Genomic DNA, 25,230 nt, shown 5'->3' on the forward strand with positions numbered 1-25,230 from the left:
CATTCACACTCCTCAAACATCAACGGCAGTCGCGAGACGCTTCGTCGGTCGCAAAGATTGTTATCAATGACAATAGTTCCATCAGACTGCCGGTCCGTATACTGATGTGGCGATGCTCGAACTTCATTTCCAGCTACGTGCCAGAAATGGATGTATCGGTGCCTTCGGGCAAGTAGCCTCTTCGAGCGGAACGGCTACGACGCTTCTCGCACCAGCGAACGTCTGGTCTTCGCGAATCGGTAGTCTTAAGCCGCCTGACTGCTAACGGCCCCGCTCCAGTCATCAACGCGCCGCACAGCGGTCGTGCTGTTCCTTCGAAGCAGCGGCTGCAGAAGGTTCAATACCGGACCTCGCCCGGTCAGGTGCTCATACGAGGCCGGCTTTGCGAAGGCCATCCACGATCAGCTCGAAATCGTTGGGATCCTTGTAGGGCAACACTTTGCGGCGATGTTCCAGTGAATATTGGGGGTTGACGCGAAACACTTCCTGCCACTCGCGACGGGCTTCTTCGAACCGACCCAGATGGCCGTAGCTCGCCGCCAGGAGCACGCGTGAGACGTCGGTGGAAGGGTTACGAACAAGTCGCCGCCTCAGGATCCCAATTGCCTCTTCGTACCTGCGCAACTGGAACATCGCTTGCGCCTGGAAGTGAAGGTACACGTCCGGATAATACGGGTTCAAGGCCATTGCCCTGTCGAAACACCGGAGTGCGTCCTCAGGCTTGCCGGAATAATGCAGTGCGTAACCGAGATTTTCGTGCCCCTCGGCAAGATTTGGCGCAAGAGCGATCAAGCGTTTAGCCGAGCGGATGGCCGCCTCATGCCGTCGCGAATACAATTCGACGATGCCCAGCGCCCAATGTGCGTAAGGATATCGATCGTCGAGCGCCACTGCCCGTGCCGCGAACATTTCCGCTTGTGCCATTGCGTTCGACCACGACGAGCTCCACTGGTTTGCATAGTCCAGTATGTTTGCGAACGCGAGGAACGCGTAGGCGGGAGCGAATTTCGGATCGAATTCGACGGCGCGTTGCAACAGTTCCCGGCCCTTGATGTTTTCCGCTTTCGTGAACCGCCATAGCTGCTCTCGGCCATGAAGAAAGCAGTCATATGCGTCCAGGTTGCCGGTTTGCTCGGTCGCGAGCCGCTGCTGGTCGCCCTTTGTCAGGTTGAGCGCCAGCGCGTCGACAATTTGCTGCGTAACGTCGTCCTGTACGGCAAAGATATCGGTCAGGTTGCGATCGAAGCGCTCCGCCCACAGATGTCCGCCTGTGGTCGCGTCAATAAGCTGCGCGGTGATACGTACCCTGTTGCCGGATTTGCGGACGCTGCCCTCCAGCACGTAATGCACGCCGAGGTTCCGGCCGACCTCCTGAACGTTCACGTTCCTGCCCTTGAAAGTGAAGGACGAATTGCGAGCGATCACAAACAGCTGCGACAGCTTTGAGAGAGCTGTGATGATGTCTTCGGAGATTCCGTCGGCGAAATATTCCTGCTCGGTATCACCGCTCATGTTGGCGAAGGGCAGCACGGCGATCGATAACTGAGGCGGTGCCGCTGTCGAAAGCAGAGCTTCCGAAAGTTCGTGGGTCACAGGCGCCTTTGCGTGAGCCGCGGTGCCGACTCGGAGTGAATAAACCCGGATCGGTTCGGCAATATTCTTGAGCTGGGTGTCGCCGAGATCACTGACCGAAACGTCTAGTCTCGTCTTGACTTGCCGATAGGCGTCTTCGGACAGGCAGATGGTGCCCGGGGCAGCGACACCCTCCAGACGCGAGGCGATGTTGACGCCGTCGCCCATCAGGTCGCCGTCGCTTTCTTCGACCACGTCGCCCAAATGTATCCCAATCCGAAACTCGATGCGGCGGTCCTCGGGCACGCCGGCGTTGCGCTCGACCATGCCATTCTGCACTTCTATGGCGCAGCGCACGGCATCTACCACACTGCGGAATTCAACCAACGCACCATCGCCTGTGCGCTTGACCATACGACCGTTGTACACGGCGATGGTCGGGTCGATCAGGTCGCTTCGAAGTGCCCGCAACCGGGCCAACGTACGATCTTCATCCGTGCTCGCCAGCCGGCTGTACCCGACCACATCAGCGGCAAGGATCGCGGCTAGCTTGCGGCTCTCGCTCACGGGCCAATCTCCTCGTATCCACAATAACACGAAGAGGCAGGGAAACATGAAAGTTCGCTGTCCCCAGAGCGGTATCCTGCACTCGCTAGAATTCTACACCCTACGCCGAAGTAAGGGGTCATCCGGCGCGGCTGCCTGGCAAGGGACGGCACGCCGCCTCATTGCCTCTTGAAATACTGCACCTCGCGTTCGTGCTTCTCCGCAGCCTCGCGGCTGTCAAACGTCCCGAGATTGCGGCGCTTGCCGGTCTTTTCGTCCTTCTTGCGCGAATAGAGGCGGTATTTTCCGTCTTTGAGTTTTCTGATCATCTGTCACTCCCCGAGCCGCTGCTTCCCCTTGAGGTTGCGCGCGGTTTGTTCGATCGCCGCCCGGTCGTTGCCCAGCCTGTCGATCAGTTCCTGCGCCTGTTCGCCCGATATGCCGGTGCGCACCGCCAGGGCCTCCACCGTCAAGACGTCGGAGCTCGCGACCTCGCGGGTTTCCGGCAGGGCATCGCCTGCGGTCAGCGGCAGGGCTGCCTCCCTGTCGATCTCGGCCTCGGCCCGGTGCCAGTGCCGCTCGGGATCGCCATGAATCCCGCCTTCGCGTTCCCAGATCTGGTATGCGCGCTCACGAATCCTGTCTTCCCGGTCGTCGCTCATGCTGATTCCTCCTGTGGGTATTCGGATGAACGCCGCGCCAACCCGAACGATCCAAGAAGTCTGCGTGATCGTTGGACGGGTTGCCCAGGCGCCATGCGCTGCGGCCGCCAGTCCGCCACCTGCCGGCTACTCGCACTGCCGGCGCGGGCCGCCGGAATAGGGCTGGTAGGTGTTGTCTTCCGGCCGATAGGAGCGGTAGCGGCTGAAGCAATATTCTACGTGGTCGGGCGGAAGCCAGGCGCCGCCGCTTTCATCCGACGCAACCTCGCCATCCATTGGCGACATGTCGGTCGTCTCGACATAGCTGGCGCCATCGTCGGGAGCGGCGCGGTCGGCCGCACCGGCATCGAGATAGGGCGAGATGCAGGGACGCTGCTCTCCGCTGTAGGATGTGTAGTGGTCGTCGCTTGGCCTGTAGGAGCGGTAGCGGCTTGCGCACCATTCCACATGGGCGGCGGGCATCGCCTGCTGCTCGTTGGTCGCCGGCGTTGCCGGCTTGATGGAGGCGGTAGCGGTGGTGTCGGGCGCCGGAGCTGCGGCATCCGCAGGCTTCGCGGTGCGATCATCTGGGGCCTGATCAAATGGGGCCTGATCAGCCGGGACCGCTGCAACCTCTGGGACCTCTGGGACCTCTGGGACCTCTGGGACCGCCGGGACCTCTGGTACCTCTGCGACCTCTGGGGCCGCGCGGGCGGGAAGGCGCTCAAGCTGCTGCGAAGCGGGGTTCACCTTCCGCGGCTCCCTCGGCCACAGTTCGGCAACGCTGGAAGTCGGAGCGACCGGCCGCACCGGTTCGGCGAAGAGAATCCAGAGGGCGAAGGCCAATCCGCTGGCGAAAACCGCCAGCGTCAGCACGAAGCCGCCAAGTACCGCCGATAAAGCTTTCACCTTGCGCTCCTTTGCCCCGTCATCTGTTAAAATGCGAGGCATTGGATCCGGTTCCAACCAAGCGCGGCAGCATGAACTTCCGTGCGCAAAGGAAGCCCCCCTCCGTCTCGGCTTCGCCGAGCCACCTCTGCCCGCTTCGCGGGGCGAGGAACCCAGCTTTCTAAGGATCGCCGACAAGCTCGGTATAGGTCCTCAGTTCGCCATCCTGCCCGCGAATCCGCCAGGTATCGCCGTCCTGCGCCTCGACATGGCACAGGCCGAGCGGCACCTTGCCGCCGCCATCCGGCAGATCCAGCACGTAGACGGGGTTGCAGATGCCCGACAGGCGCGCCCGCAAGGCGCTGACCAGCGCCCGTCCCTCGGCAATCGTGGTGCGCCGGTGCGCCATGCCGCGCGCGAGGTCGCCGTGGTGCAGGTAATAGGGTTTTATGCCGAGGCGGTACATCAGCTCGCGGCACAGTTCCTCCAGCACCTCGACCGTGTCGTTGACGCCTTTCAGCAGGACGCTCTGGTTGAGCAGCACGAAGCCGCCCTGCCGCAACGCGCGGCAGGCTTCTTCGGTGGCCGGCGTGATCTCCCGCGCGTGGTTGAAATGGGTGACGACTGTGACCATCAGCCGGCCCTGCAGCGAGCGAACCATTCCTGACGTGACGCGCGAGGGAAGCGCTACGGGCACGCGGGTGTGGATGCGCAAGAGCCGCACATGCGCAACCGCCTCGATGCGGGCGCGGATTTCTGCCAGCGCCTTGTCCGGCAGCGACAGCGGGTCGCCTCCGGTCAGGATCACCTCGCGGATTTCGGGGTGGCCCTCGATATAGGCGAAGGCCGGCTCCAGCGCCTCGCGCGAAAAACCCCGGCCGATCGAGGTCAGCGACTCCTTGCGAAAGCAGAACCGGCAATAGACCGCGCACTGGTAGGTCGCAAACAGCAGAACCCGGTCGGCATGGCGATGCGTCAATCGCGGCACCGGCCTGAAGGCATGGTCGGCGATCGGATCGTCGAGCTCGCCTTCCTGCTCGGCCAGCTCTTCGGGCGACGGGATGACCTGAAGCCGGATCGGATCGGCGGGGTCGCTCCAGTCGATCAGGTCGACATAGGCTTTTGGGATGCGAACCTTGTGGCGCGTGGCCGCGGCTTGAGCCGCCGCGCGCTCGGCTGGCGACAGCGGCAGGGAGTCGAGATCGCGCACCTGCCGCACGCCGGCGCGAACATCGCCCTGCCACGCGGCGTCGTCGTCGGCCGCCATGCCGGCATCGGGGATGTCGAGGTGTGAGGTCATCGCAGGCTCCTTGAATTCGGGGCTGTACAGCATTGGAGCCGAGGTGCGAACCCTTGCCGGGTGCACTCGGCGGCGAAGCTGCCAATCTCCCCCGCGAAGGCAGGGCTATTGCAGGTGGAAAGCCGAGGCTTTCGCTCTACGATGTACCCCCACCCCTAGCCCCTCCCCACAAGGGGGAGGGAGACTTCCGTTTGCGCTGACCTCGGCAAATTGCCATGCCTTTCGGGCGCCAAAGGGGAAGTTAAGGCGCGCGGCAGCGTTCCCTCCCCTTGTGGGGAGGGTTAGGGTGGGGGTCCACCTTCGCAAGAATCCAAATGCGATTGACCGGCCCACAAGGGACCCACAAGGGGGGAGATTGGCAGCTTCAGCGCCCGCCTGATTTCTCAGCACGCCCATCCGGCTTCATGATGATCTCGCGATGCGGATAGGGGATGTCTATGCCGTTTTCCCTAAAAGTGTCCCACAGCGCCAGCAGCACCCTGCCACGCACGTTGGTCAGGCCTTGCTGAGGGTCGTGGATCCAGAAGCGCAGGACGAAATTGAGCGAGGATTCGCCGAAGTCGGTGAGCCAGCAGACCGGCCGCCGGTCCGCTTCGACCCGGCCGACGCTCATGGCGGCCTTGATGGCCAGTTCACTGACCTTATGCGGGTCAGCGTCGTAAGAGACGCCGAAATTCACGTCGAGCCGCACAAGGTTATCGCTGAACGACCAGTTGATGACCCTTTGGGTGATGAAGTCCTCGTTCGGGATCAGGTATTCGCGGCCATCGCGCGTCACCACCGAGACAAACCGCGCCCGCAATTCGCGCACCCAGCCGAAAGTGCCTTCGAGCGAAATGGTGTCGCCCGGCTTGATCGACTTGTCGAGCAGGATGATCATGCCGGAGACGAAATTCGAAACCACCTTCTGCAGCCCGAAAGCCAGGCCGACGCCGACGGCGCCGGAGAATATCGTCAGGGCCGTCAGGTCTAGTCCGACGGAAGACAGGGCGATGGCACCCGCCACCAGCACAAGGCCGACCTTTGCGACCTTGCCGACGAGGACGCGGATCGAGGGCGTCAGCTCTTCGGAGATGCGGACGCGCTCGTCGATATACTTGCCGACGACCACCGCAAGCCAAACCGTGGCGATCAGCAGCAGCGCCGCTTTCAGCACCATGAGCGCCGAAAGGCGCACCGCGCCCAAAGGTATTGCAAGGCCTTCCAGGAACGTCGCGGCGTCGTCATCGATGCCCAGGATGACGAGGGCCGCATAGATCCAGGTCAGCCAGGCGAGAGCCCGCGCGACAAAGCGATTGCGGACGATGCGCGACAGCACCGACGCAAACAGCCACGCAAGCGATAACGAGAGCGCGATATAGATGAAATGGGTCCGGCTTGGCCAGGTGACGGCGCGCATGAGAACGAGCGCGGCAAGCAGGAAGACCGTGAACAGTATCCAGTCGGTGCGCCGCAACAGGGCAACGACGACCCTCAACAGTCCGGGATGCCCCTTGATCTGGCGTGCCCGGTTCTCCACGAGCGGTTCGATGCGCTGCGCCGCGAGCTTCGCGACCAGGAAGAGCACGACGATGATGGCAGCCTGATAGAAAAACCACGGCGTGACGGCGTAGTCGAACCATCGGCTGGCCCAGGCCAGCGATTCATCGATGGCGTTGCGAAAATCCATTCCCACACGACCGTTATGGACTGGCGACCAGCACAATGTCGCCGGCCTGGTGCAGGGTCAAGCCGGCGCTCTTGCGCTTCACCCCGCGCCCCCGACGCCTCTTGGCCGGTGCGCTCAACATGTCGGGTATAGCCGCCGCCATAAGAGTGACGCACGCGGCCAGGCAGCGGCCGCCAGAAACAACAACCGATTGGAAACAACCGCTGGAAAATCGCCAACGCGCAACATTGAATCGCTCTTACATTAGCTTGCTCTTAAATTAGATTTAGCGTATGTATGCAGGTGGCCGGTGATCTACCCCCCAACCGGTTAGGCTCGGCGCCAGTCCCGCCCCCCTCAGGCCAACGACGCCGGGCCGCTCGGCCTTCCTCGCGGCAGCTCAGCTCCGCAATCCAGGCGCCTCCTGCCCGCTCCTCAATTCACGTTGACGATACATCCTTCACTTCGTCACCCCAAGGCGAAGCAAGGAGCGAAGCGACGCGGCGCAGACCCTGGCATCTATGCCGTGACATCAGCCAAAGAAAGCAGCGGCTCAGGATAAATATAGCGATCCTTGGCGCCCCCCTCTGTCCTGCCGGACATCTCCCCCACTTGGAGGGAGATCGGCCGCTTCGCTGACGGCGTCTGTTCATCAACGTTGGACATTGCCGAAAGCCGCAATGACGGCCAATCTCCCCCCTTGTGGGGGAGATGTCCGGCAGGACAGAGGGGGGCGCCTCGCTCCGCCATCAAAGGTTCTGCACAGTCGTGACGCTCTGAGGTAACGGCATGGATCCCAGGGTCTGCGCCGCGTCGCTTCGCTCCTTGCTTCGCCTTGGGGTGACGAAGGCGTGGTGGGATTTGGCCAATCGCCAGCGTTGGATCGGCGGCTGCAGGCCGGCTGGCAGCGACCGACAGTCAAAGAACCAAATCCCCTGTGAAGAAAAACCAGGCGACATGCGCCTATCCTATCGCCGCAGCCCAGGCGCCTCCTGCCCCGTTCGCTCGACATACTCCGTATAGCCGCCGCCGTAGGTATGAATCCCCTCGGGCGTCAGTTCCAGGACCCGGTTCGACAGCGCCGCCAGAAAATGCCGATCATGCGAGACGAACAGCATGGTGCCCTCATACTGCGAAAGTGCCGTGATCAGCATCTCCTTGGTGGAGATGTCGAGGTGGTTGGTCGGCTCGTCCAGCACCAGCAGGTTGGGCGGGTCGAACAGCATCAACGCCATCACCAGCCGCGCCTTCTCGCCGCCCGACAGCACCCGGCATTTCTTTTCGATCTCGTCGCCGGAAAAGCCGAAGCAGCCGGCCAGCGCGCGCAACGGCGCCTGGCCTGCCTGCGGAAACGCATCCTCCAGCGTCTGGAACACGGTGCGTTCGCCCTCCAGCACTTCCATGGCGTGCTGGGCGAAATAGCCCATCTTGACGCTGGGTCCGCGTGCCACCGTGCCATTGTCCGGCGCGGAAGCGCCGGCCACCAGCTTCAGCAGCGTCGACTTGCCGGCGCCGTTGATGCCCATCACGCACCAGCGCTCGCGACGGCGCACCTGGAAATCCAGCCCCTGATAGATCGGGCGGCTGCCATAGCCCTTGTGGACGTTCTTCAGCGTCACCACGTCCTCGCCGCAGCGCGGCGCCGGCTGGAAGTCGAACGACACTTTCTGGCGGCGTTTTGGCGGCTCGACGCGGTCGATCTTCTCCAGCTTCTTCACCCGGCTCTGCACCTGGGCGGCGTGCGAGGCGCGTGCCTTGAAGCGCTCGATGAAGGCGATCTCCTTGGCCAGCATCGCCTGCTGGCGCTCGAACTGCGCCTGCTGCTGCCGGTCGGCGATAGCCCGCTGCTGCTGGTAGAATTCATAGTTGCCGGAGTAAGCGGTCAGCGAGCCGCCATCGATCTCCACCACCTTGTCGACGATGCGGTTCATGAACTCGCGGTCGTGCGAGGTCATCAGCAGGGCGCCGTCATAATTCTTCAGGAACTGCTCCAGCCAGATCAGGCTTTCCAGGTCGAGATGGTTGCTCGGCTCGTCAAGCAGCATGGCGTCGGGCCGCATCAGCAGGATCCTGGCCAGCGCCACGCGCATCTTCCAGCCGCCGGAAAGTTTTCCGACGTCGCCGTCCATCATCTCCTGGCTGAAACCGAGGCCGTCCAGCACCTCACGGGCGCGGCCATCCAGCGCATAGCCGTCGAGTTCCTCGAAACGCGCCTGCAGGTCGCCGTAGCGGGCGATGATGGCGTCCATCTCGTCGGCGCGATCGGGATCGCCCATGGCCGCTTCGAGCGCGCCCATCTCGGCCGCCACTTCGCTCACCGGCCCGGCGCCGTCCATCACTTCGGCGACCGCGCTGCGGCCCGCCATGTCGCCGACATCCTGGCTGAAATAGCCGATGGTGACGCCGCGATCGACCGAGACCTGGCCCTCGTCGGGCTGCTCCTCGCCGTTGATCAGGCGAAACAGCGTCGTCTTGCCGGCGCCGTTGGGGCCGACCAGGCCGACCTTCTCGCCCTTCTGCAGGGAGGCGGAGGCCTCGATGAAGACGATCTGCCGGCCGTTCTGCTTGCTGATGCTTTCCAGTCGAATCATGCTTTTCACGCGCGCCCAAGGGAGTTTCCCCGCGCCAATACGCGATAGGCGGCGCCTGCGGAAGCCCGCAAATCACGGGAATAGGACGCCACATTCGAAGTTCGAACTGAATTGGCGGAACCTCAGATAGTGCCGGCAGTTTAGAAAGGATGACCTCAAACAGCGAAGGAGGACGAGATGAAGACCCTAACCGCTATTTTGCTCGCCACCTCAATGATCGGGCTGACGGCCGGCACGGCAAGCGCTACCTGCCACGACACGACCGCATCGATCGAAGCTCAATCAGGCGTCGCAAAAGACGCAACGCGCGCGCCCCTCGAAACCGACGCGAATACCGGTAACAGGGTAAAGGGCGGCCCGGCCAACAAGACCGGCAACACCATGCCGCTTGCCAACCAGGAAGCCGGTGGCGATAAAAACCTTGCCACCTCGCAGCAGGATGTCGAGGCGCAGCAGGAGGGCGAGAAGACAGCAGCGGCAAAAGCCGACCCCTGCAAGCCGGATTGACGCGAATTGAAAAGCCGATCGCAGACGGCGCGCCGTAGCACAAGGCGAAGCGCGACGGTCAGCCGATCCCGCCGGTCACCATGTAGGCGCCTGCGGCGCGTCCGTCTTCAAGACGCACGATAGCGGTGACGATCGAGCCGTACGAGCCGCGCCAGACGTTGTGGATTCTCTCATGCTCTTTGGCCGGTACGACTGCACGCCCGGTGAAGCGCGCGCCGGTCCGTTGCGTGCGAATGGGCTCGCCGTTGACATGGACGTTCACGCTGGTCTCGATTCCCGTTCCGGCCACATCTAGCGTGACTGTTATCTCGTCCTGATCACCGGCATGGCGCGTCTCGGCGGCAAGCGCCACGGTCAGCGGCGGCGTCTCGCCGCGCATGCTCGCGTTGTGTCGGGCGAAAAAAACATCGTCGGGACGTTCCGGCGTGCGCGGCGGGCGGCTGCGGCGCTGGCCAAAACGCTCGAAGTCGCCGGCCAGCCGCAGCAGCCGGGTGTCGTCATAGGCCTTGCCAGCGAAGGTTAGGCCGACCGGCATGCCGATATCGGCCATCGCGCCCATCGGCACGGTGACGGTCGGAATGCCGAGATGGCGCCACACCAGATTGCCGTTGGCGACCCAGGTGCCATTGCGCCAGGCCAGTGCTGCGGAGGCCTCGTTGACATCCGCATCGGCCGGCCCGACATCGGCGACGGCGGGAAACACCACCGCGTCGAGCCGTTGCGCGGCGAGCCAATCCTCGAAATCGATGCGCCGCGTCGCCTCCAGGCCTTTCAGGCCGGCCTGCAACTCGGGAATGGCCAGGAATGGCGTGACGCCGCGCTTGGCCCGCTCGACATATTCCGCCACATCAAAACTGTCCTCATAACGGTCCGGCAGCGTGCCCGGCGCCTGCGGAAAGATTTTTGCGCCGTCGACCGACGCGAGATCGGGGATGGCAGGGTCGGCATTGGCGCGCAGGAAATCGTCCCAGGCGAAGACGCACAGGTCCCAGATCTCGCGCTCGGCGAATCCTTTGGGAATCAGCCCGCGATCGACCATGTTTTTTGTGCCCGGCCGGTCGCGCTCGTAGTTGGAGACGACAGGAAAATCGACCTCGACCACATCAGCGCCGAGCCGCCGCAGATCGGCCGCCGCCTGCTGCCACAGTTCCAGCACCGAGGCGCGGGTCTGGATCGCAATTTCGGCCTCCGTATCGCGGCCGATATACATGCGGGGCACGCCGAGCCGCATGCCTCGCAGCGCTCCCTCCAGCTCGAGGCCGGTGTAGCGTGGCGGCCGTACATCCGAGCTCTTCGGCAGCGCCACCCAGAGCTGCGCGCGCCAGAAATCGCCCCTTGTGTTCGGGTCGTCGGCGACGATCACGTCGAGCAGTTCGAGCATGTCGGGCACGCTGCGCGTATGCGGCACCACCACGTCCATCGTCGGCACCAGCGGCCAGTTGCCGCGCACCGAAATGACGCCGCGCGACGGCGTGTAGGCGACCAGCGCGTTGTTCGACGCCGGCGCGCGGCCCGACGACCACGTCTCCTCGCCAAGCCCGAAGGCGGCGAAGCTGGCGGCGGTCGCGGTGCCGGAACCATTCGACGAGCCCGACGCGAAGGCGGCGGTCAGGTAATCGGCATTGTAGGGGCTTTCCGCCCGGCCGTAGACGCCGCGCTGCATGCCGCCATTGGCCATTGGCGGCATATTGGTCAGTCCGATCAGCACCGCGCCGCCGGCCCGCAGCCGCCCGATGGTGAAGGCGTCCTCGTTGGCGATGAGATGCTCGAAGGCCGGCGAGCCGGCGGCCACTGTCAGGCCTGATACCTTGTAGCTGTCCTTGGCGGTGTAGGGGATGCCGTCCAGCGGCCCGAGCGCAGCACCTTTCCTGCGGCGCCAGTCGGACGCGGCCGCCTCCTCGAACATTTTGGGATTGAGCACCGGAACGGCGTTGAGGGCGATGCCATGGCGGTCGTACCTGGCGATGCGCCTGAGATACGCGCCGACCAGCTCGACGCTGGTGACGGTGCCGGCCTCCAGCGCCTGCCGCAGCTGTGCGATGGACGCCTCGACGATGTGGAGATCGATCACTTTGGGAAAGCCAAGCGTGTGTTATCCAAAACAGTGTCGAATATGATCTTCGCCTATAGTGTCTTGGTGTCCAACAGACCATCTTCCTTCATCATATCCAGATAAATCTGGACAGCGGGATCGCCATGGGAAGAGGCCCTGAGCAGCCACTTGGAGGCTTCCTTGTAATTCGGTTGTCCATCGATACCGCGATAGTACAGCATCCCAAGGCTGGCTTCGGCATCGACATTTCCCGTTTTCGCGGCAGCCAGCCACCAAGACTCGGCGGACTTGTCGTCTCTGGCGATGCCTTCACCATTGGCATAGGCGTATGCCACGTGGAGCTGAGCCTGGATATCTCCCTGCTTTGCGGCCTTGAGCCACCACGAAACCGCGTCCGCCTTGCTTTGGCTAACACCGGCGCCTTTCGAATAGGCGCCCCCCAGGTTCAGTTGCGAACTGACGTCTCCCTGATTGGCCGCCTTGAGCCACCAAGACGCCGCGTCCGCATCGCTTTGGGGAACACCATTGCCGATTGAGTACGCATAGCCAAGCGCGGCTTGTGCCTGGGGGTTGGCCTGTTCGGACGCTTTACGCCACCAGACCGCAGCCAGACCATGATCATGTTGTACCCCCCAACCCTGTGAATAGGCTTGGCCAACAGCGAATTGAGCGTTGGGATATCCCTGATCGGCCGCCTTACTGAACCAGGAAAATGCCTGTGCTTCATCCTTGCCCACGCCTTTTCCCAACGCATACGCAGTTCCAACGGCATATTGCGCATCGGCGAGGTCGCTGGCCGCGGCTTTCATCCACCATTCGAACGCCTGGCGGTCGTCCTTCGCCACCGCTCGACCTTCTGAATAGAGAACGCCAAGGAAGTGTTGACCATTTGCGTGCCCATTGTCCGCAGCCTTCCGCGCCCACATTAAGGCCAACCGATCGTCCTTTCCGACACCTCTGCCATCATAATAAGCTTGGCTGAGGCCGGACGCACCATCTAGGTTTCCTGCCTCTGCGGACTGGCGCCACAAGTTCACTGCCAGTGCGTCATTCTGCGCAACGCCCTGGCCTGACCAATACATCAGGCCAATATTGTTCTGCGCAACGGGGTTGCCGGCGTCGGCCACTATCTTCCACTGGCGGAATGCCTCGGCGTAGTCCTTGGCGAGGAATGCCGCTTGCGCCTTCTGGATGGCCGACCACTGAGCGTAATAATTGCGAGCTGGCCAAAACAGCACGACAGCAGCCAACACAAGCAAGACGATGGGAAAGAGTCTTCGGCGATGTGGCACGGGCAAAATGGACACAGTTCTGTTCGCCTCAAGCGGCCAATCTTCACTGCTCATGTTCGCCAATCCATTTGTCGATAGCGGTAATCATTAGCGCACGCCGCCTCTTCCCGAAACATCCGCACCTTGAAAATCTAATCAATCTGGCGCTCCGGCGAAAAACACCACCCCGTCTCCGCCGCCTGCCGGCCAGTCTCGGATGGTGCGGTCGTAGCCGCCGGTCAGCACTGTGCCGTCGGCGGCGAACGCCACGGCGTAGACCGGTCCGGACCGGCTGTCGAACAGCGCGGTCTCGCTGCCGGTTTCCATGTCCCACAGCCGTGCCGTGCCGTCGAGCGAGCCGGACAGCAGCCGCTTGTTGTCGGTCGACAGCGCCAGCGCATAGACCGTGCCCGAATGGCCCTCGAGGCGGCGGACTTCGCGGCCGCTGTCGAGATCCCAGAGCTTGATCGTATAATCGCCGCTGCCGGTGATCAGATGGCGCCCGTCGGCCGTGAACACCACGCCATAGGGGCCGCGCTCATGCCCGTGCCAGCTGCGCAGCTGCTTGCCAGTGTCGATGTCCCATAGTTTTAGTGTGCCCTCGATACTGCCGCTGATCGCGCGTGTGCCGTCGGGCGAGACGGCGACCCCGCTGATCGACCAGTCGTGCCCTGGCATCACATGCAGCACCGAGCCTTTCTCGATATCCCAGACGATGACCTGCCGGTGTCGTGCCCGCTGACTGCACGTTTGCCATCGGGGCTGATCGCCAGCTTGTTGACGCCGCCGTTCTGGCCTGACGAGAAGACGTGCAGCACCGCGCCATCGGCGAGCTGGCGCAGCACGATCTCGCCATCGTCGCCCGCCGTCAGCGCCCGCGCCCCATCGGGCAGGAAAAGCGCGGTACGCGCCATGTCCTTGTGGATGCCGAGGGTGCGGATCAGGCGCTTGCCGTCGATATCCCAGAGCTTGATCGTGCGGTCGGTACTGGCGCTCATGATCGAGTGACCGTCGGACGCCACCGCCAGCCAGACGACGGGTTCGCGGTGGCCATCGGGCTGCGTCGGCTGCGGCGGCGGAGCCTGAGGCAGCGGCGCGACGGTCTGCGGTGGCGCAGCCGGGGCTGGAGCAGGCTCCGGCGGTGAGACAGGTGGGGCAAGCGCGACCTCGGATGGCGAGGCAGGAGCCGCTTCCGGTTCCGGGGCCGGTGCGCTGGTGACCTCTTGGCTTTCCGGCGCGCTCGGCACGGTTTGCTCGGCGATCAGGCTTTTGCCGGCGTCCTGTGGCTGCCGCGACCACGGGCCGAGTTGGTCGGCCACCAGAGCGAGCACGGCGAGGAACGGAACGACGGCAAGGAGCCGCCGCAGGCGTGGTCTTCCGGCGGGTTGCAGTTCGGCGCCCCTGCCGAACAGAGGCGCCTTCGGATCGTGCGTCGACCGGCTCGGCAACAGGCCGGCCCAGAACAGCAGGGCTGCAAGGGCTGAGACAACGCCCGCTGTCCCGAAGAAAGCCAGGCGCACCGACGCGAAAGCGTCGCCGACATCCCCGCCGCCCAGCGCGAAATACACGCGTGTGAAGCAGAGCATGCCGATCGCCAGCAGCAGCGCCGCGAGCAGCCTGTCGACAAACCTGTTCATCGGGGCACCCCTCGCGCCGTTGTTCGCTTCGCCCGCAATGATGCAGGTCGGCGTCGGGCTTGTCGATGCCCGGTCAATTCCGAAGAGCGAAACAGCGAGCGCAAAACGCGCGCCTACGCCAAAGCGCTCGATATGGCCTGGCGACACTCTTGGTCGCCGCAATGTTGCCCGGTCGCGCGCTAGAATCGCCTGCCAGGGAACTCAGCACCGAGGCCAAGTGATGGATGATTGGAAACTACCCTGGGACGGCGGCTGCCTGTGCGGCGGGATACGCTTTCGCATAAGTGCGCCGCCCTTGCTGACAATGGCCTGTCATTGCACCGGCTGTCAGAAGCTGAGCGCGAGTGCTTATTCCCTGACTATGGCGGTGCCAAGCAGCGGCTTCACCGTTACGCAAGGCGAGCCGGTGGTCGGCGGCATGCACGGCCCGCACCGGCAACTCTACTGCCCGCACTGCAAGAACTGGATGTTCACGCATCCGCACGGCCTGGACTTCTTCGTCAATGTTCGCGCTACCATGCTCGACGAGCACAATTGGTACGTGCCCTTCGTCGAGGTTTTCACGTCGGAAAGGCTGCCCTGGGCAACGACCGCCGCCAGCCACAGCTTCGCCACCCAACCCGACCTTAAGGGGTACACACCTTTGATCGAGGCCTTCGCGCGCGAAGGCGCGCGACCGGGCTAAGGTTTCGCTCTACGATGGACCCCCACCCCTAACCCTCCCCACAAGGGGGAGGGAGACTTCGTTGGCGCCGAACTCGGCAAATTGCCTGCCTTTCGGCGCCAAAGGGGAAGTTAAAAAGCGCGCGGCAGCGTTCCCTCCCCCTTGTGGGGAGGGTTAGGGTGGGGGTCCACCTTCGCAAGAATCCAAATGCGATTACCTTGCCCACAAGGGGGGAGATTGGCTCCCACCCCTCACCGCAACTCAACCCACACCGGGGCGTGGTCGCTGGCGCCGGGCTCGCCGCGAACGTCGCGGTCGATGCCTGCCCCGGCCAGCCGGCGCGTCAGTTTCTTGGACAGCAAGATATGGTCGAGCCGCAGGCCGGCGTCGCGCTGCCAGCGGTTGCGGCGATAATCCCAGAATGTGTAGAGCGTCTCCTTCGGGTGTTTTTTGCGCAGCGCGTCGGTCCAGCCCTGGTCGAGCAGCGCTGCGAAGGATTCCCGGCTCTCCGGCTGCACCAGCGCATTGTCGTCATAGGAGCGGGTCGGATAGATGTCGCGCGGCTCGGGCACGATGTTGTAGTCGCCGGCCAGCACCACCGGCAGGCCGGTGTCGAACAGTTCTTCCGCATGCGCGTTCAGGCGTTGGTGCCAGGCAAGTTTGTACTGGAATTTCGGGCCGGGCTGCGGGTTGCCGTTCGGCGCATAGAGGCAGGCGACGACGATGCCGCTGACCGCCGCCTCGATGTAGCGGGCCTGGTTATCGCCGTCGTCGCCGGGCAGCGCCTCGCGGGTCAGAACCGGTTCTGAACCCCGCGCCAGTATGGCGACGCCGTTCCACGTCGGCTGTCCCACCCAAACCGCGCCATAGCCGGCCGCGGCGAGTGCTGTGCGCGGAAACTGCGTCTGCCTCGCCTTCAGTTCCTGCAGGCAGACGATGTCGGGCTTGGCGACAGTCAACCAGGCGAGCAGGTTCTGCAGCCGGCCGTTGATGTTGTTGACGTTGAAGGTGGCGATCTTCATCGGCCTGCTTCAGCGCACGATGCGCTCGGTCCACGCCTTCACCGCATCGGCGAGAGTCTTCAGATGATCGGCAGTGGAGAAGCCGGAGATGCTCTTGCGCGGTTTAAGATCGTGGTCGCCGTCTTCCAGCCACCGCATTTCGATGGCGTCGGAAAGATCGTAGGTCGCGACCTCGTCCCTGGTGCCGAATTCGTCGCGTGTGCCCTGGAAGATCAACGTCGGCGTCTTGAGATCGGCGAGGTGTTTTGTCCGAAGCTGCGTCGGTTTGCCCGGCGGATGGAAGGGATAACCGAGGCAAAGCAGCCCTGAAATCTCGTCCTTCGAAAACATCTCGTCGGCGATCATCGAAGCGACGCGGCCGCCCATCGACTTGCCGCCGATGATGAGCGGCCCGTTCGCGCCCTTCGCCCTGAGGTCGGCGATCGCCTTGATGTATTCCGGGTTCACCGTCTCGGCGCGCGGCGGCGGCTTGCGGTGGCCGTAGCGGCGGGCCGCCATGTAGTGGAATTCAAAGCGCGCAACGCGGAACCCGGCTTCGGCCAGCGCTTTTGCCGTGGCATTCATCGAGGCAGAATCCATCGGCGCGCCGGCGCCATGGGCGAGCAGGATGGTGATGGGAGCGGTTTCTGGGCCGTCGAGGAGGAAGGTGGTCATGGGGCGGCCCACTTTTGAAGGCCGCGTTCCTTCGCGCCCCCCTCTGGCCTGCCGGCCATCTCCCCCTCAAGGGGGGAGATTAGCAGCTTCGTCTCCCCGCCTACTCCTGCGACGGTGAAAATTGGCGAAAGCCGCATTGCACACAATCTCCCCCCTTGAGGGGGAGATGCCAAGTGGTGGCAAAGAGGGCAGGCCAGAGGGGGGTGTTCAAGCGCGACCAAACGAGCCCTCACCCCGACATCCGCGCCAGCTGCAAATCGATGAACTGAATACCCTTGGCCGCCATGCGCGCCCATTCGGAGCTGGCGTCGAGCTCGAGATAGCGCGCCCAGTTCCGCCGCGCCTCGGCGAGGTTGCCGGCGTCGAACTCCAGCCTTGCCAGGTTGAACACGGCGTCGGCATAATTGGCATCGAGTGCGATCGCCTTCTGCAGATGCCGTCGCGCCGAACCGTCGCGGCCCTCATCGCTCATCAGCCCGGCCAGATTGAACCAGGCCTCGACAAAGCCGGGGTCACACTTGATGGCGCGGGCATAGTCGTGCGCCGCCTCGGCCGCGCGTCCGGCGGCGCGCAGACAGTTGGCGCGGTTGAAGGCGGCGATGGCGTCGGTCGGATCGATGGCCAGGCAGCGCTGGTAGAGTGCCGCCGCCTGCTCGTGGTCTTCAGCCTGTTCCGCGGCTTCGGCATCGGCGAACAGTTCTTCCAGCGTGTTGTCATCCGGCGAGCCCAAATCGAACAGCAACTGGCCGTCGAGTTCGCTCTGGCCGCCTTCGAGGTAGATCTGATCGGCGCGCCCATGCTGCGAGCCGACATTCAGCGACTTGGCGGTCAGCGAGGCGATCGGACCGCAGCGGTGCACCGAGCGCGCGATCGCTCCCCACGAGGCGCCGCCGGCAACAAGCCCGGCATATTTGCGGGCCAGGATCAGGTCGCGAAACGAATAGGGTTCGCCATCATGCTCGAAAGCGTCGAACAGCGACAACAGGTCGAGGTCGGCGGCGGCAAGCCGCGACTGGTCAATGAGCGACTGTCTAGGCAGCGCCGAAGCCTCCGGCGCCTTCATCAGCCCGAGCAAACGCAAAAAACCGTTTTCGCTGATCAGCTTGCGCCCGGCCGCACGCTCGGCGGCGACGCGGCGCTCGATCTCGGCATCCCCGGCCTTGGCCAGAAGCGTGCGGCCGAACACGACATGGCTGGTGCGCCTGTTGACGCCGCGTCGCAACTGGCCCTGCCGGCGCTCGACTTCACGCGCCGCCAGCCTCAGCGGGAACGCGGCCAACGCGCCGATGGCGCCGAAGACGCTGCCGGAAATTATACCGGTGGGCGCTGTCACCCTTTGCTCTTGCCGACGGCCTTGAGCAGATTGGCCTTGAGCGGATTTTCCTTGGCCGCGCCGGCGCCGCCCCTGGCGGATTTCGTTGCCGGTTTCGCCGCTTCATCGGCCTTGCTCTTGCTCTTGGCCGGCGGCTTGGCCGATTGCGACAGGCTGGCCTTCAGCGCATCCATCAGATTGATCACATTGCCGCGCTCGGGCGCTGCCGCGATGATCGGCTTGTGACCCTTGAGCTTCTCGCGGATCATCGCCATCAGCGCAATCTCGTAGCGATCCTCATAGTTCTTCGGATCGAAGGTGGTTTCCTTCTGCTTGATCAGCGCTTCGGCAAGCTGCAGCATTTCCGGGTCGGGCTTGCCGGCCGGGATGTTGCCGAAATATTCAGCCGTGCCGCGCACCTCGTTCGGGTTCCTCAAGGTGCAGACGAACATGCCGTTCTCGCGCGCGCCGATCGTCACCACGCGCTCGCGGCTGGACAGCACCAGCCGGGCGATCGCCAGCTTGCCGGACTTGCGCATCGCTTCGCGCAGCACGGCAAAGGTTTCCTCCGCCATCGCGCCATCCGGCGCCAGGTAGTAGGGCGCGTCCTGATAGATGACGTCGACCGAATGCTCATCGACAAAGGCTTCGATATTCATCGTGTGGTTGGATTCGATGCGCACCGCCTCGAGGTCGGCATCTTCGATGATGATGTACTGCTTGTCCTCGTATTCGTAGCCCTTGACCAGATCCGAGCGCTCGACCAGCCCGAGCTCGGGATCGACCGGCTTCATGTTGATGCGGTTGTGGGTGTCCTTGTGCAGCTGGTTGAAACTGATGCGCTCGCTGGCACTCGTCGCCGGATACAGCCGAACCGGACAGCTGACGAGACTGAGCTTGAGGTAACCTTTCCAACTTGCCCTGGGCGCCATGAAACTCTCCTACGCGGCCGTGCACCGTCGAACATTTCGCAGCGCTTCGTCCAAAGGACGAACGACGCTGCGCAAAACCTACATCGCCCTCACAATACCGGCAAATCCCTAGCGAAATCTTCCATGTCGGCCCAGGGATCGCCGGAGGTGGCCAGAAGCCCCGGCAGTGAAGAATAATTCAAATCTTCCGGAGCGTCGATGGATTCCAGATCGGACCAGCTCACCGGCGTCGAGGCCGGCAGGTTTGTGCGGGCGCGCAGCGAATAGGGTGCCGCCGAAGTGTGGCCGCGCGCGTTGCGATGAAAGTCGATGAAGATGCGCCGCTTGCGGTTGTCCTTGCCCATGGTGGTGGTGAAGGTGTCGGGCGCCGTGGCGGCCAATGCCGAGGAGATGGCGCTGGTCGCCTGGTGCAGTTTTTTCCAGTTCTGTTTTTGCGTCACCGGCACTGAGATGTGGATGCCCTTGCCGCCCGAGGTTTTGGCAAACGGCACCAGCCCCATCGCCTCCAGTTCGACGCGGATATGCACCGCCGCCTCGACCACCTCGCGCCAGCTAACCCCCTCGCCCGGATCGAGGTCGAAGACGATCAGGTCGGGTTTGTCGAGCCGCGTGCGATGGGTGCCCCAGGTGTGGAACTCGACGACGCCGAACTGCGCCAGCGCCAGATAGCCCTTGGCATCCTCGACCGACAGGTAGGATTTGGTCTCGCCCTCGGAATTGGTCGCCTCAAAAGTCGCCACCGATTTCGGCATGCCGGTGAAGGCATGGCGCTGGAAGAAGCAGTCCTGCGGCTTGCCGGTCGGGCAGCGCACCAGCGACACCGGGCGGCCCAAAATGTGCGGCAGCATGAAGTCGCCGACCAGCGCGTAGTAGACGGCGATATCGAGCTTGGTCGGTCCGGTTCTGCCGAACAGCCGCCGCGTCGGGTTGGTCACCCAGATCGTGGCGAGGTCGGCCTCGGCGATCAGCCGCTTGCGCCTGGCCGATACAGGCGTCGACAGGCCGACGTCGCGCAGCCCGCGGAACACGGCATGGCGCAGCGCATTATCGGTGGTCCGGTTGGCATAGTGGATATGCGCCGAAAGCAGCGGCCGCACCCAGTTCATCTCGCGCATGATTTCGCGTGGAACCCCTTCGGGTGCAGACGCGCCGGCGCGCAGCGGCTCCAGCCGGGCCAGCAACGCGGTGGCGGTGGCGGCGTCGAAGCCGGTGCCGACCTTGCCGCGATAGTGCAGCTCGCCATCCTCGAATTCGCCGAGCCCGAGCGCGGCCAGCCCCTCGGCTGCAGCGGAGGTGGTGTAGCCGGCGATGACGAAATCGCCGGTCTTCAGCGCCTTGGTCTTGGTCCAGGTCTTGGTGCGGCCGCTCTGGTAGATCGCCGTGGCGCGCTTGGAGACGATGCCTTCCAGCCCCATCTCGGAGGCCTGGTCGTAGAGCGCCTGGCCATCGCCTTCGACGTGGTCGGAGAACTGGATGGCGGAGTTGGCGCCCAGGCCGGACAGCAATTGCGACAGCAGCGCCTTGCGCCGGCCGAGCGGCGCTTTTTTCAGGTCCCAGCCGTCGAGATACAACAGGTCGAAGGCATAGTAGTGGAGCTTGTTGCCGGCGCCCTCGGCCAGCGCCTCCTGCAAAAGGGCAAAGCGGCTGATGCCCCTGGCGTCGAGCACGACGACCTCGCCGTCGATGATTGCATCGCGGCAGGGCAGCCTGGCAAAGGCGAGCGGCAGGTCGCCATAGCGCCTGGTCCAGTCGAGGCCGGCGCGGGTGATCAATTTGACCGCGCCGTCGGCCAGATGCGCCATGGTGCGGTAGCCGTCGAATTTTATTTCGTGCAGCCAGATTTCGCCCGTTTTTTCGCCAGGGCCTTCGCCGCCCGGCGGCTTCGGAACCTGCGTGGCCAGCTGCGGCTGGATCCGGGAAGGCAGCGGCGCCTTGACCGCGCCCGGCAGCGCACCGGGTTTCAATGCCACCGGTTTCGCAGGCCTTGCGGCAGGCTTTGCCACCAGCTCCTCGATGCTGCGGCCGGATTTGACGCTTTCCGGCCGGGCTTCCAGTATGTCGAGCCCCGCGTCGGCGGCGAGGTCTCGCTCCTTGAACAGCAGCCAGTTCTTTTTGCCCTCATCCTCGCCGGGCTTCGGTTTCAGCCTGGTCAGCATCCAGCCGCCATTCAGCTTCTCGCCGGCGAGACGAAATTTGAAGGAACCGGTGCGCAGGCTCTTTTCGACATCGTCCATCGGCGCCCAGACGCCGGTGTCCCAGACGATCATCGGCCCGCCGCCATATTCGCCCTCGGGAATGACGCCTTCGAAGTCGATATATTCAAGCGGATGGTCCTCGGTCTCGACCGCCAGCCGCTTGTCGGCCGGATTGAGCGACGGGCCGCGAGGCACCGCCCAGCTCTTCAGCACATCGCCGACCTGCAGGCGAAGATCGTAATGGTCGGCAGTAGCGTGATGCTTGTGCACGACGAAGCGATTGCCTTCTGCGGCAACCGGCCCGCCGGCGGGCTCCGGCGTCTTGCTGAATTCGCGCTTGGCGCGATAGGCCTTGAGTTTGGAAGGAGCTGGCATATCAAAGACCGAAGCGCGCGGCAGTCAGCAACCAGCGTCTCATTCCTTCGCGCCCCCCTCTGTCCTGCCGGACATCTCCCCCACGAGGGGGGAGATTGGCAGCTTCTGCCTTGGCGTCTCTTCTTAGACGTTGGAGATTGGCGAAAGCATTCATGACATCCAATCTCCCCCCCTTGCGGGGGAGATGTCCGGCAGGACAGAGGGGGGCGCTGTCCCGCCAGCGCCCCGAAATATTCCTGGGATGACGAAGGGATGAAGGTCACACGGGCTCAATCGTCGGTGGCCGGCGTCAGTTCGAGCTCGGCCGGCGACAGACCCTGCTGGAGCTGGCTCAGCCGGAATTCGTCGACCCAATAAGCCTCGCCGTCGACGAGGACACGCGCTTTGTAGGCGCCGGCGGAAAAGCTCTGTGCGGTGATGTAGACCTTGTGGCGGCCGAGCGCCCTGCGCACTGCAGCGCGCTTGGAATTCTGGCTGGTGACGGAACTGGCCATGGATTGCTCATACACACGCCGCCGCAGGAGAAGACGGCTGGCATAAGGATGGCCGAGACAGACGGTCGTGTCAATTTTTAAACTCGCCTACGGCAGCTTCGCCAGTTCGGCAGCGTGGCGGATGGCAAGCAAGGCGTCCCGGTTGGTCACCGGATAGCCTGCGATGAAGCGTTCGACCGAAAAGCCTGGAAATTCGGCCCTCAAGCGGGCCGCGGCGCGCGCCGCCTCGCCGGTCTCGCCCATGGCCGCATGCGAAAGTGCCAGGAACATCAGCACGTCCGGCGACTCCGGCGAACTCCTGCGGAGCGCCGCGACAGCTTCGCGATGCCTGCCGGCGGCAAACAGGATGCGGCCTTGCATGCCGAAATACCAGGGCGGGGCCAATGGATTAAGGCGCATGGCACGCTCGATGAGCGGGATCGCCTCGGCTGGATCGCCGGTGACAAGCGCTTTGCTGCCGGCGAGCAGCAGCAGTATGCCGGCGTGGTTGGAGCCGTATTCGAGAGCGCGCCGGTGCGCGCGCTCCGCTCCTTCGAGATCGCCAAGACATGCCCTGACATTGCCAAGGCATGCGTGAGCGCAGCTGTCCGTCGGGTCGAGACGCAAGGCGTTTTCGGCCGTGATCCACCCGTTCTCGATCGACGTCAGCACGTCGTCGCCAAAGCCGTTGCAGGCCTCGATCGAATAGGCGTAGGCGAGTTCGGCCCAGCAGTTGGCGAAGGTAGGATCAAGCTCCAGCGCGCGCGAAAACAAGCGGATCGCCTCGGCATTGCTGGCGCGGCTGAACATGGTGTGCTGTTCGAGGGCAAGCAGATAAAAATCGTAGGCCCGCAAGCTGGCCAGCGGCTTGCGGCGAACCGCATTGCGGCCGACCGTGGCCAGCGTTCCGTAACTGCCGGCGAACACGTTGATGATGCTTTCGGCCAGGCTGTCCTGCAGCGCGAAAATGTCCTCGGCCGGGCGATCGTAGCGCTCCCTCCACAGGTCGACGCCGCTACGGGCATCGGCAAGCTCTATCGTCAATCGAATCCTCTGGTCGTCCGCACGCAACTGGCCCGATACGAAATAGGTGGCGCCGAGCGCCTTGCCGTCCGCCGCGAAATCGGCCGGCTTGCTGCCCAGCGATTTCATCGTGTGGAACGCGATGACAGGCAAGCCAGCGTATCGCGCCAGGTTGATGGTGATGTCTGACGACAGGCCGTCGGCAAAGCGGCGCCAGCGCTCTTCGGAATTCAGGCATTCAATCGGAAATATGGCGAGCACCGGCGGAGCGTCCGACGGGGGTGACTGCCCGCCCGACCGATCGCCGGAAGCGCCGGCAAAATACGCCGCGAGTCCGATCTTGGTGCGCACGCCAAGTTTTTCGTAGATGGCCGCAAGGTGGGTGCGAACAGTGGTCGGGGCAATGAAAAGTGCATTGCCGATTTCGCGATAGGTCATGCCGGTTGCGAATTTTTCCGCGACCGCGCGCTCGCGACCCGACAAGGCATCGAGCGTCTGCGCTTTCCAAGCGTCATTGACCGTCATGGTGGAACCCGTCCCAGGACAGAATACTACAAATGCAGGAGGCCGAATACTGCATCTGCCCGATCCCGTCGCAGGCGCACAAATTGCAAGGTCGTTTGCCGCAAAAAGCGGCATCCGGGGGAGGTTTCCATGCGTCCTGTTTCGATAATGCTGGCATGCACGATCTTGAGTTTTTCCGCCGCCCAGTCGCCGTCGTTCGCTAGAGGATGCAGGCAGGTGCTGGAATCGGATGTGAAAATCACGAGCATGCGCCTCTATGCCGACATCCTGGCCAATGCCGCCCGCAACGGCTGGGACTACACGCCTGAATCGATCGTCAGCGGCTCAAAGCGGCACTTCGAGGAGATGAAGCTGCAGTTGAATGACGCCGGCTATGAGATCATGCCCGTCGGCGTCCGCCTGTATTGCAAGCGGTGGGACAAGCTCGCCGCCCGCTAGCAACCAGCGATCCGCCCTTGCGGCGCAAGCTTTGCCGAGACATCGATATGTCGAAGGTGCAGGCCAACTGTCTGCTTCTGCTTGCCGCTGCCTTTTGGGGCTTCGGCAATGTTGCGCAGAAGACTGTGCTGGATCATCTCGATCCGCTCAGCGCCGTGGGCATGCGCTGCCTGATCGCGGGGCTCATGGCCGCGCCGCTGATGGGGCTCGAATGGGGAACGAAATCCGGGCCAGGCTACTGGATCAGCCTCGCCAAAGTCAGCGCTCTGTTCTCGATATCTATCATCATCCAGCAGGTCTCCTATCTCGAGACGTCGGTTACCAATGCGAGTTTCCTGGTGAGCACCGCAACAGTGATGACACCGCTTGTGGCCTGGTTGCTGATTGGCGAGCGCCCGACTGCTGTCGGCGGGCTTGCGGCTGCCATGACATTGGCCGGTGTCCTGCTGCTGTCCGGAGGCTTGATCACCAGCTTCAGCCAGGGCGATCTCGCTGCGACACTTTCGGCCGCGTGCTACGCGCTGTGGATGGTGGAGCTTGGTCGCCATATGCAGACCCACGGCGCGCCGATCGCAGCGGCTGCCGCGCAATTTCTCGGCGCCGCCGTGATCACGCTGCCGCTCGGCGCCCTTCTGGGTAGTCTGTCGCTGGCCGCCATCAGCGATGCCGCCCCGGAACTCGCCGTGCTCGGCATCTTCTCGACCGGGGCCGCCTTCGGCATGCAGACGATCGCTCAACGCTTCACGTCGGCCAGCCATGCCGCGGTGATCGTCAGCGCAGAGAGCGTGTTCGGAGCGGTTGGCGCCGCCATATTTCTGGGCGAGCGGCTGTCGCCGACCGGAGCAGCCGGTGCTGCGGTCATATTTGGATCAATCACCTTGCTGTCGCTGACAACCGACAAAATCAGCAAGCCGGCGGCGGCAGACTGAGAGATTGTGAGACCAAGCGCTGCGGCTCCGTTCG

General features: G+C 63.7%; 23 protein-coding genes. 4 read left to right on the plus strand and 19 right to left on the minus strand.

The genetic code is table 11. The features are described 5' to 3' along the window. Positions 1–366 precede the first annotated feature (366 nt). The 7 genes from AC0L2B_RS03345 to AC0L2B_RS03375 all read right to left on the minus strand — a co-directional run bounded on the left by AC0L2B_RS03345 (position 367) and on the right by AC0L2B_RS03375 (position 9,186). Positions 367–2,139, minus strand: coding sequence for an adenylate/guanylate cyclase domain-containing protein (locus AC0L2B_RS03345; RefSeq protein ID WP_473744166.1), 1,773 nt, complete (start codon positions 2,137–2,139; stop codon positions 367–369). A 158-nt stretch (positions 2,140–2,297) separates the two neighbouring features. Beyond that, positions 2,298–2,447, minus strand: a complete 150-nt coding sequence (locus AC0L2B_RS03350; protein WP_473744167.1) for a hypothetical protein — start codon at positions 2,445–2,447, stop codon at positions 2,298–2,300. A gap of 3 nt (positions 2,448–2,450) precedes the next feature. Further along, entirely contained in the window at positions 2,451–2,780 is a 330-nt protein-coding gene (locus AC0L2B_RS03355; protein ID WP_473744168.1) for a DUF2934 domain-containing protein, read from the minus strand. 126 nt (positions 2,781–2,906) lie between these two features. Then, positions 2,907–3,668: a BA14K family protein gene (locus tag AC0L2B_RS03360; protein WP_473744170.1), complete on the minus strand. Its 762-nt coding sequence runs from the start codon at positions 3,666–3,668 to the stop codon at positions 2,907–2,909. Between the two features lie 160 nt (positions 3,669–3,828). Next, positions 3,829–4,947, minus strand: coding sequence for a KamA family radical SAM protein (locus AC0L2B_RS03365; protein ID WP_473744171.1), 1,119 nt, complete (start codon positions 4,945–4,947; stop codon positions 3,829–3,831). A gap of 364 nt (positions 4,948–5,311) precedes the next feature. Further along, positions 5,312–6,616 (minus strand): mechanosensitive ion channel family protein, encoded by a 1,305-nt coding sequence (locus AC0L2B_RS03370; protein WP_473744173.1) that lies wholly within the window; start codon positions 6,614–6,616, stop codon positions 5,312–5,314. A 947-nt stretch (positions 6,617–7,563) separates the two neighbouring features. Continuing rightward, positions 7,564–9,186 (minus strand): ABC-F family ATP-binding cassette domain-containing protein, encoded by a 1,623-nt coding sequence (locus AC0L2B_RS03375; protein ID WP_473744174.1) that lies wholly within the window; start codon positions 9,184–9,186, stop codon positions 7,564–7,566. A gap of 177 nt (positions 9,187–9,363) precedes the next feature. Between AC0L2B_RS03375 and AC0L2B_RS03380 the strand changes: the two genes are divergently transcribed. Continuing rightward, positions 9,364–9,693, plus strand: coding sequence for a hypothetical protein (locus AC0L2B_RS03380; RefSeq protein WP_023799016.1), 330 nt, complete (start codon positions 9,364–9,366; stop codon positions 9,691–9,693). Positions 9,694–9,751: 58 nt separating this feature from the next. Here AC0L2B_RS03380 and AC0L2B_RS03385 read toward each other — a convergent pair whose 3' ends face one another. From AC0L2B_RS03385 to AC0L2B_RS03400, 4 genes are all read right to left on the minus strand, one after another. Then, on the minus strand, positions 9,752–11,764 hold the full coding sequence (locus AC0L2B_RS03385; RefSeq protein ID WP_473744175.1) for an amidase: 2,013 nt from the start codon (positions 11,762–11,764) through the stop codon (positions 9,752–9,754). A 53-nt stretch (positions 11,765–11,817) separates the two neighbouring features. Then, positions 11,818–13,092 (minus strand): tetratricopeptide repeat protein, encoded by a 1,275-nt coding sequence (locus AC0L2B_RS03390; protein WP_473744177.1) that lies wholly within the window; start codon positions 13,090–13,092, stop codon positions 11,818–11,820. Between the two features lie 81 nt (positions 13,093–13,173). After that, positions 13,174–13,707, minus strand: a complete 534-nt coding sequence (locus AC0L2B_RS03395; RefSeq protein ID WP_473744178.1) for a WD40 repeat domain-containing protein — start codon at positions 13,705–13,707, stop codon at positions 13,174–13,176. Beyond that, positions 13,695–14,654, minus strand: a complete 960-nt coding sequence (locus tag AC0L2B_RS03400) for a WD40 repeat domain-containing protein (RefSeq protein WP_473744180.1) — start codon at positions 14,652–14,654, stop codon at positions 13,695–13,697. Before AC0L2B_RS03400 ends, AC0L2B_RS03395 begins: the two co-directional genes overlap by 13 nt. Before the next feature lie 220 nt (positions 14,655–14,874). On the opposite strand from AC0L2B_RS03400, the gene AC0L2B_RS03405 reads away from it, so the two are divergent. After that, positions 14,875–15,339 (plus strand): GFA family protein, encoded by a 465-nt coding sequence (locus AC0L2B_RS03405; protein ID WP_473744181.1) that lies wholly within the window; start codon positions 14,875–14,877, stop codon positions 15,337–15,339. A 230-nt stretch (positions 15,340–15,569) separates the two neighbouring features. Here AC0L2B_RS03405 and AC0L2B_RS03410 read toward each other — a convergent pair whose 3' ends face one another. The 8 genes from AC0L2B_RS03410 to AC0L2B_RS03445 all read right to left on the minus strand — a co-directional run bounded on the left by AC0L2B_RS03410 (position 15,570) and on the right by AC0L2B_RS03445 (position 24,077). Then, complete coding sequence (locus tag AC0L2B_RS03410; RefSeq protein ID WP_473744183.1) at positions 15,570–16,340, minus strand: exodeoxyribonuclease III; 771 nt, start codon at positions 16,338–16,340, stop codon at positions 15,570–15,572. 9 nt (positions 16,341–16,349) lie between these two features. Beyond that, the gene (locus AC0L2B_RS03415) at positions 16,350–16,994 is read right to left on the minus strand and encodes an alpha/beta hydrolase family protein (protein ID WP_473744185.1); all 645 of its coding nucleotides are present in this window, start codon (positions 16,992–16,994) and stop codon (positions 16,350–16,352) included. 229 nt (positions 16,995–17,223) lie between these two features. After that, positions 17,224–18,327, minus strand: coding sequence for a tetratricopeptide repeat protein (locus AC0L2B_RS03420; RefSeq protein WP_473744186.1), 1,104 nt, complete (start codon positions 18,325–18,327; stop codon positions 17,224–17,226). After that, positions 18,324–19,238, minus strand: a complete 915-nt coding sequence (ku, locus tag AC0L2B_RS03425; RefSeq protein WP_023799023.1) for a non-homologous end joining protein Ku — start codon at positions 19,236–19,238, stop codon at positions 18,324–18,326. Before ku ends, AC0L2B_RS03420 begins: the two co-directional genes overlap by 4 nt. 89 nt (positions 19,239–19,327) lie before the next feature. Further along, positions 19,328–21,808 (minus strand): DNA ligase D, encoded by a 2,481-nt coding sequence (ligD, locus tag AC0L2B_RS03430; protein ID WP_473744187.1) that lies wholly within the window; start codon positions 21,806–21,808, stop codon positions 19,328–19,330. A 269-nt stretch (positions 21,809–22,077) separates the two neighbouring features. Next, positions 22,078–22,302, minus strand: coding sequence for a hypothetical protein (locus AC0L2B_RS03435; RefSeq protein WP_023799025.1), 225 nt, complete (start codon positions 22,300–22,302; stop codon positions 22,078–22,080). 87 nt (positions 22,303–22,389) lie between these two features. After that, positions 22,390–23,829, minus strand: a complete 1,440-nt coding sequence (locus AC0L2B_RS03440; protein ID WP_473744188.1) for a LuxR C-terminal-related transcriptional regulator — start codon at positions 23,827–23,829, stop codon at positions 22,390–22,392. A gap of 26 nt (positions 23,830–23,855) precedes the next feature. Next, on the minus strand, positions 23,856–24,077 hold the full coding sequence (locus AC0L2B_RS03445; RefSeq protein WP_473744189.1) for a hypothetical protein: 222 nt from the start codon (positions 24,075–24,077) through the stop codon (positions 23,856–23,858). Here AC0L2B_RS03445 and AC0L2B_RS03450 point away from each other — a divergent pair. Together AC0L2B_RS03450 and AC0L2B_RS03455 are read left to right on the plus strand one after the other, a co-directional pair. Further along, complete coding sequence (locus AC0L2B_RS03450; RefSeq protein WP_128171069.1) at positions 24,061–24,267, plus strand: hypothetical protein; 207 nt, start codon at positions 24,061–24,063, stop codon at positions 24,265–24,267. The two genes, AC0L2B_RS03445 and AC0L2B_RS03450, sit on opposite strands and share 17 nt — an antisense overlap. 47 nt (positions 24,268–24,314) lie before the next feature. After that, positions 24,315–25,196 carry a DMT family transporter gene (locus tag AC0L2B_RS03455; protein ID WP_473744190.1) on the plus strand — a complete coding sequence of 294 codons (882 nt, stop codon included), beginning with the start codon at positions 24,315–24,317 and terminating at the stop codon, positions 25,194–25,196. The last annotated feature ends 34 nt before the right edge of the window (positions 25,197–25,230 follow it).

The organism is Mesorhizobium sp. WSM4815, assembly GCF_055811575.1.

What these genes read in the sequence shown, in the direction of transcription:
- AC0L2B_RS03435 (WP_023799025.1), bottom strand. Translation starts at nt 22,302, where the DNA reads ATGGCCAGTTCCGTCACCAGCCAGAATTCCAAGCGCGCTGCAGTGCGC.
- AC0L2B_RS03445 (WP_473744189.1), bottom strand. Translation starts at nt 24,077, where the DNA reads ATGCTCGTGATTTTCACATCCGATTCCAGCACCTGCCTGCATCCTCTA.
- AC0L2B_RS03400 (WP_473744180.1), bottom strand. Translation starts at nt 14,654, where the DNA reads ATGAACAGGTTTGTCGACAGGCTGCTCGCGGCGCTGCTGCTGGCGATC.
- AC0L2B_RS03405 (WP_473744181.1), top strand. Translation starts at nt 14,875, where the DNA reads ATGGATGATTGGAAACTACCCTGGGACGGCGGCTGCCTGTGCGGCGGG.
- AC0L2B_RS03455 (WP_473744190.1), top strand. Translation starts at nt 24,315, where the DNA reads ATGTCGAAGGTGCAGGCCAACTGTCTGCTTCTGCTTGCCGCTGCCTTT.
- AC0L2B_RS03410 (WP_473744183.1), bottom strand. Translation starts at nt 16,340, where the DNA reads ATGAAGATCGCCACCTTCAACGTCAACAACATCAACGGCCGGCTGCAG.
- AC0L2B_RS03415 (WP_473744185.1), bottom strand. Translation starts at nt 16,994, where the DNA reads ATGACCACCTTCCTCCTCGACGGCCCAGAAACCGCTCCCATCACCATC.
- AC0L2B_RS03350 (WP_473744167.1), bottom strand. Translation starts at nt 2,447, where the DNA reads ATGATCAGAAAACTCAAAGACGGAAAATACCGCCTCTATTCGCGCAAG.
- AC0L2B_RS03390 (WP_473744177.1), bottom strand. Translation starts at nt 13,092, where the DNA reads ATGAGCAGTGAAGATTGGCCGCTTGAGGCGAACAGAACTGTGTCCATT.
- AC0L2B_RS03370 (WP_473744173.1), bottom strand. Translation starts at nt 6,616, where the DNA reads ATGGATTTTCGCAACGCCATCGATGAATCGCTGGCCTGGGCCAGCCGA.
- ku (WP_023799023.1), bottom strand. Translation starts at nt 19,238, where the DNA reads ATGGCGCCCAGGGCAAGTTGGAAAGGTTACCTCAAGCTCAGTCTCGTC.
- AC0L2B_RS03375 (WP_473744174.1), bottom strand. Translation starts at nt 9,186, where the DNA reads ATGATTCGACTGGAAAGCATCAGCAAGCAGAACGGCCGGCAGATCGTC.
- AC0L2B_RS03365 (WP_473744171.1), bottom strand. Translation starts at nt 4,947, where the DNA reads ATGACCTCACACCTCGACATCCCCGATGCCGGCATGGCGGCCGACGAC.
- AC0L2B_RS03380 (WP_023799016.1), top strand. Translation starts at nt 9,364, where the DNA reads ATGAAGACCCTAACCGCTATTTTGCTCGCCACCTCAATGATCGGGCTG.
- AC0L2B_RS03440 (WP_473744188.1), bottom strand. Translation starts at nt 23,829, where the DNA reads ATGACGGTCAATGACGCTTGGAAAGCGCAGACGCTCGATGCCTTGTCG.
- AC0L2B_RS03355 (WP_473744168.1), bottom strand. Translation starts at nt 2,780, where the DNA reads ATGAGCGACGACCGGGAAGACAGGATTCGTGAGCGCGCATACCAGATC.
- ligD (WP_473744187.1), bottom strand. Translation starts at nt 21,808, where the DNA reads ATGCCAGCTCCTTCCAAACTCAAGGCCTATCGCGCCAAGCGCGAATTC.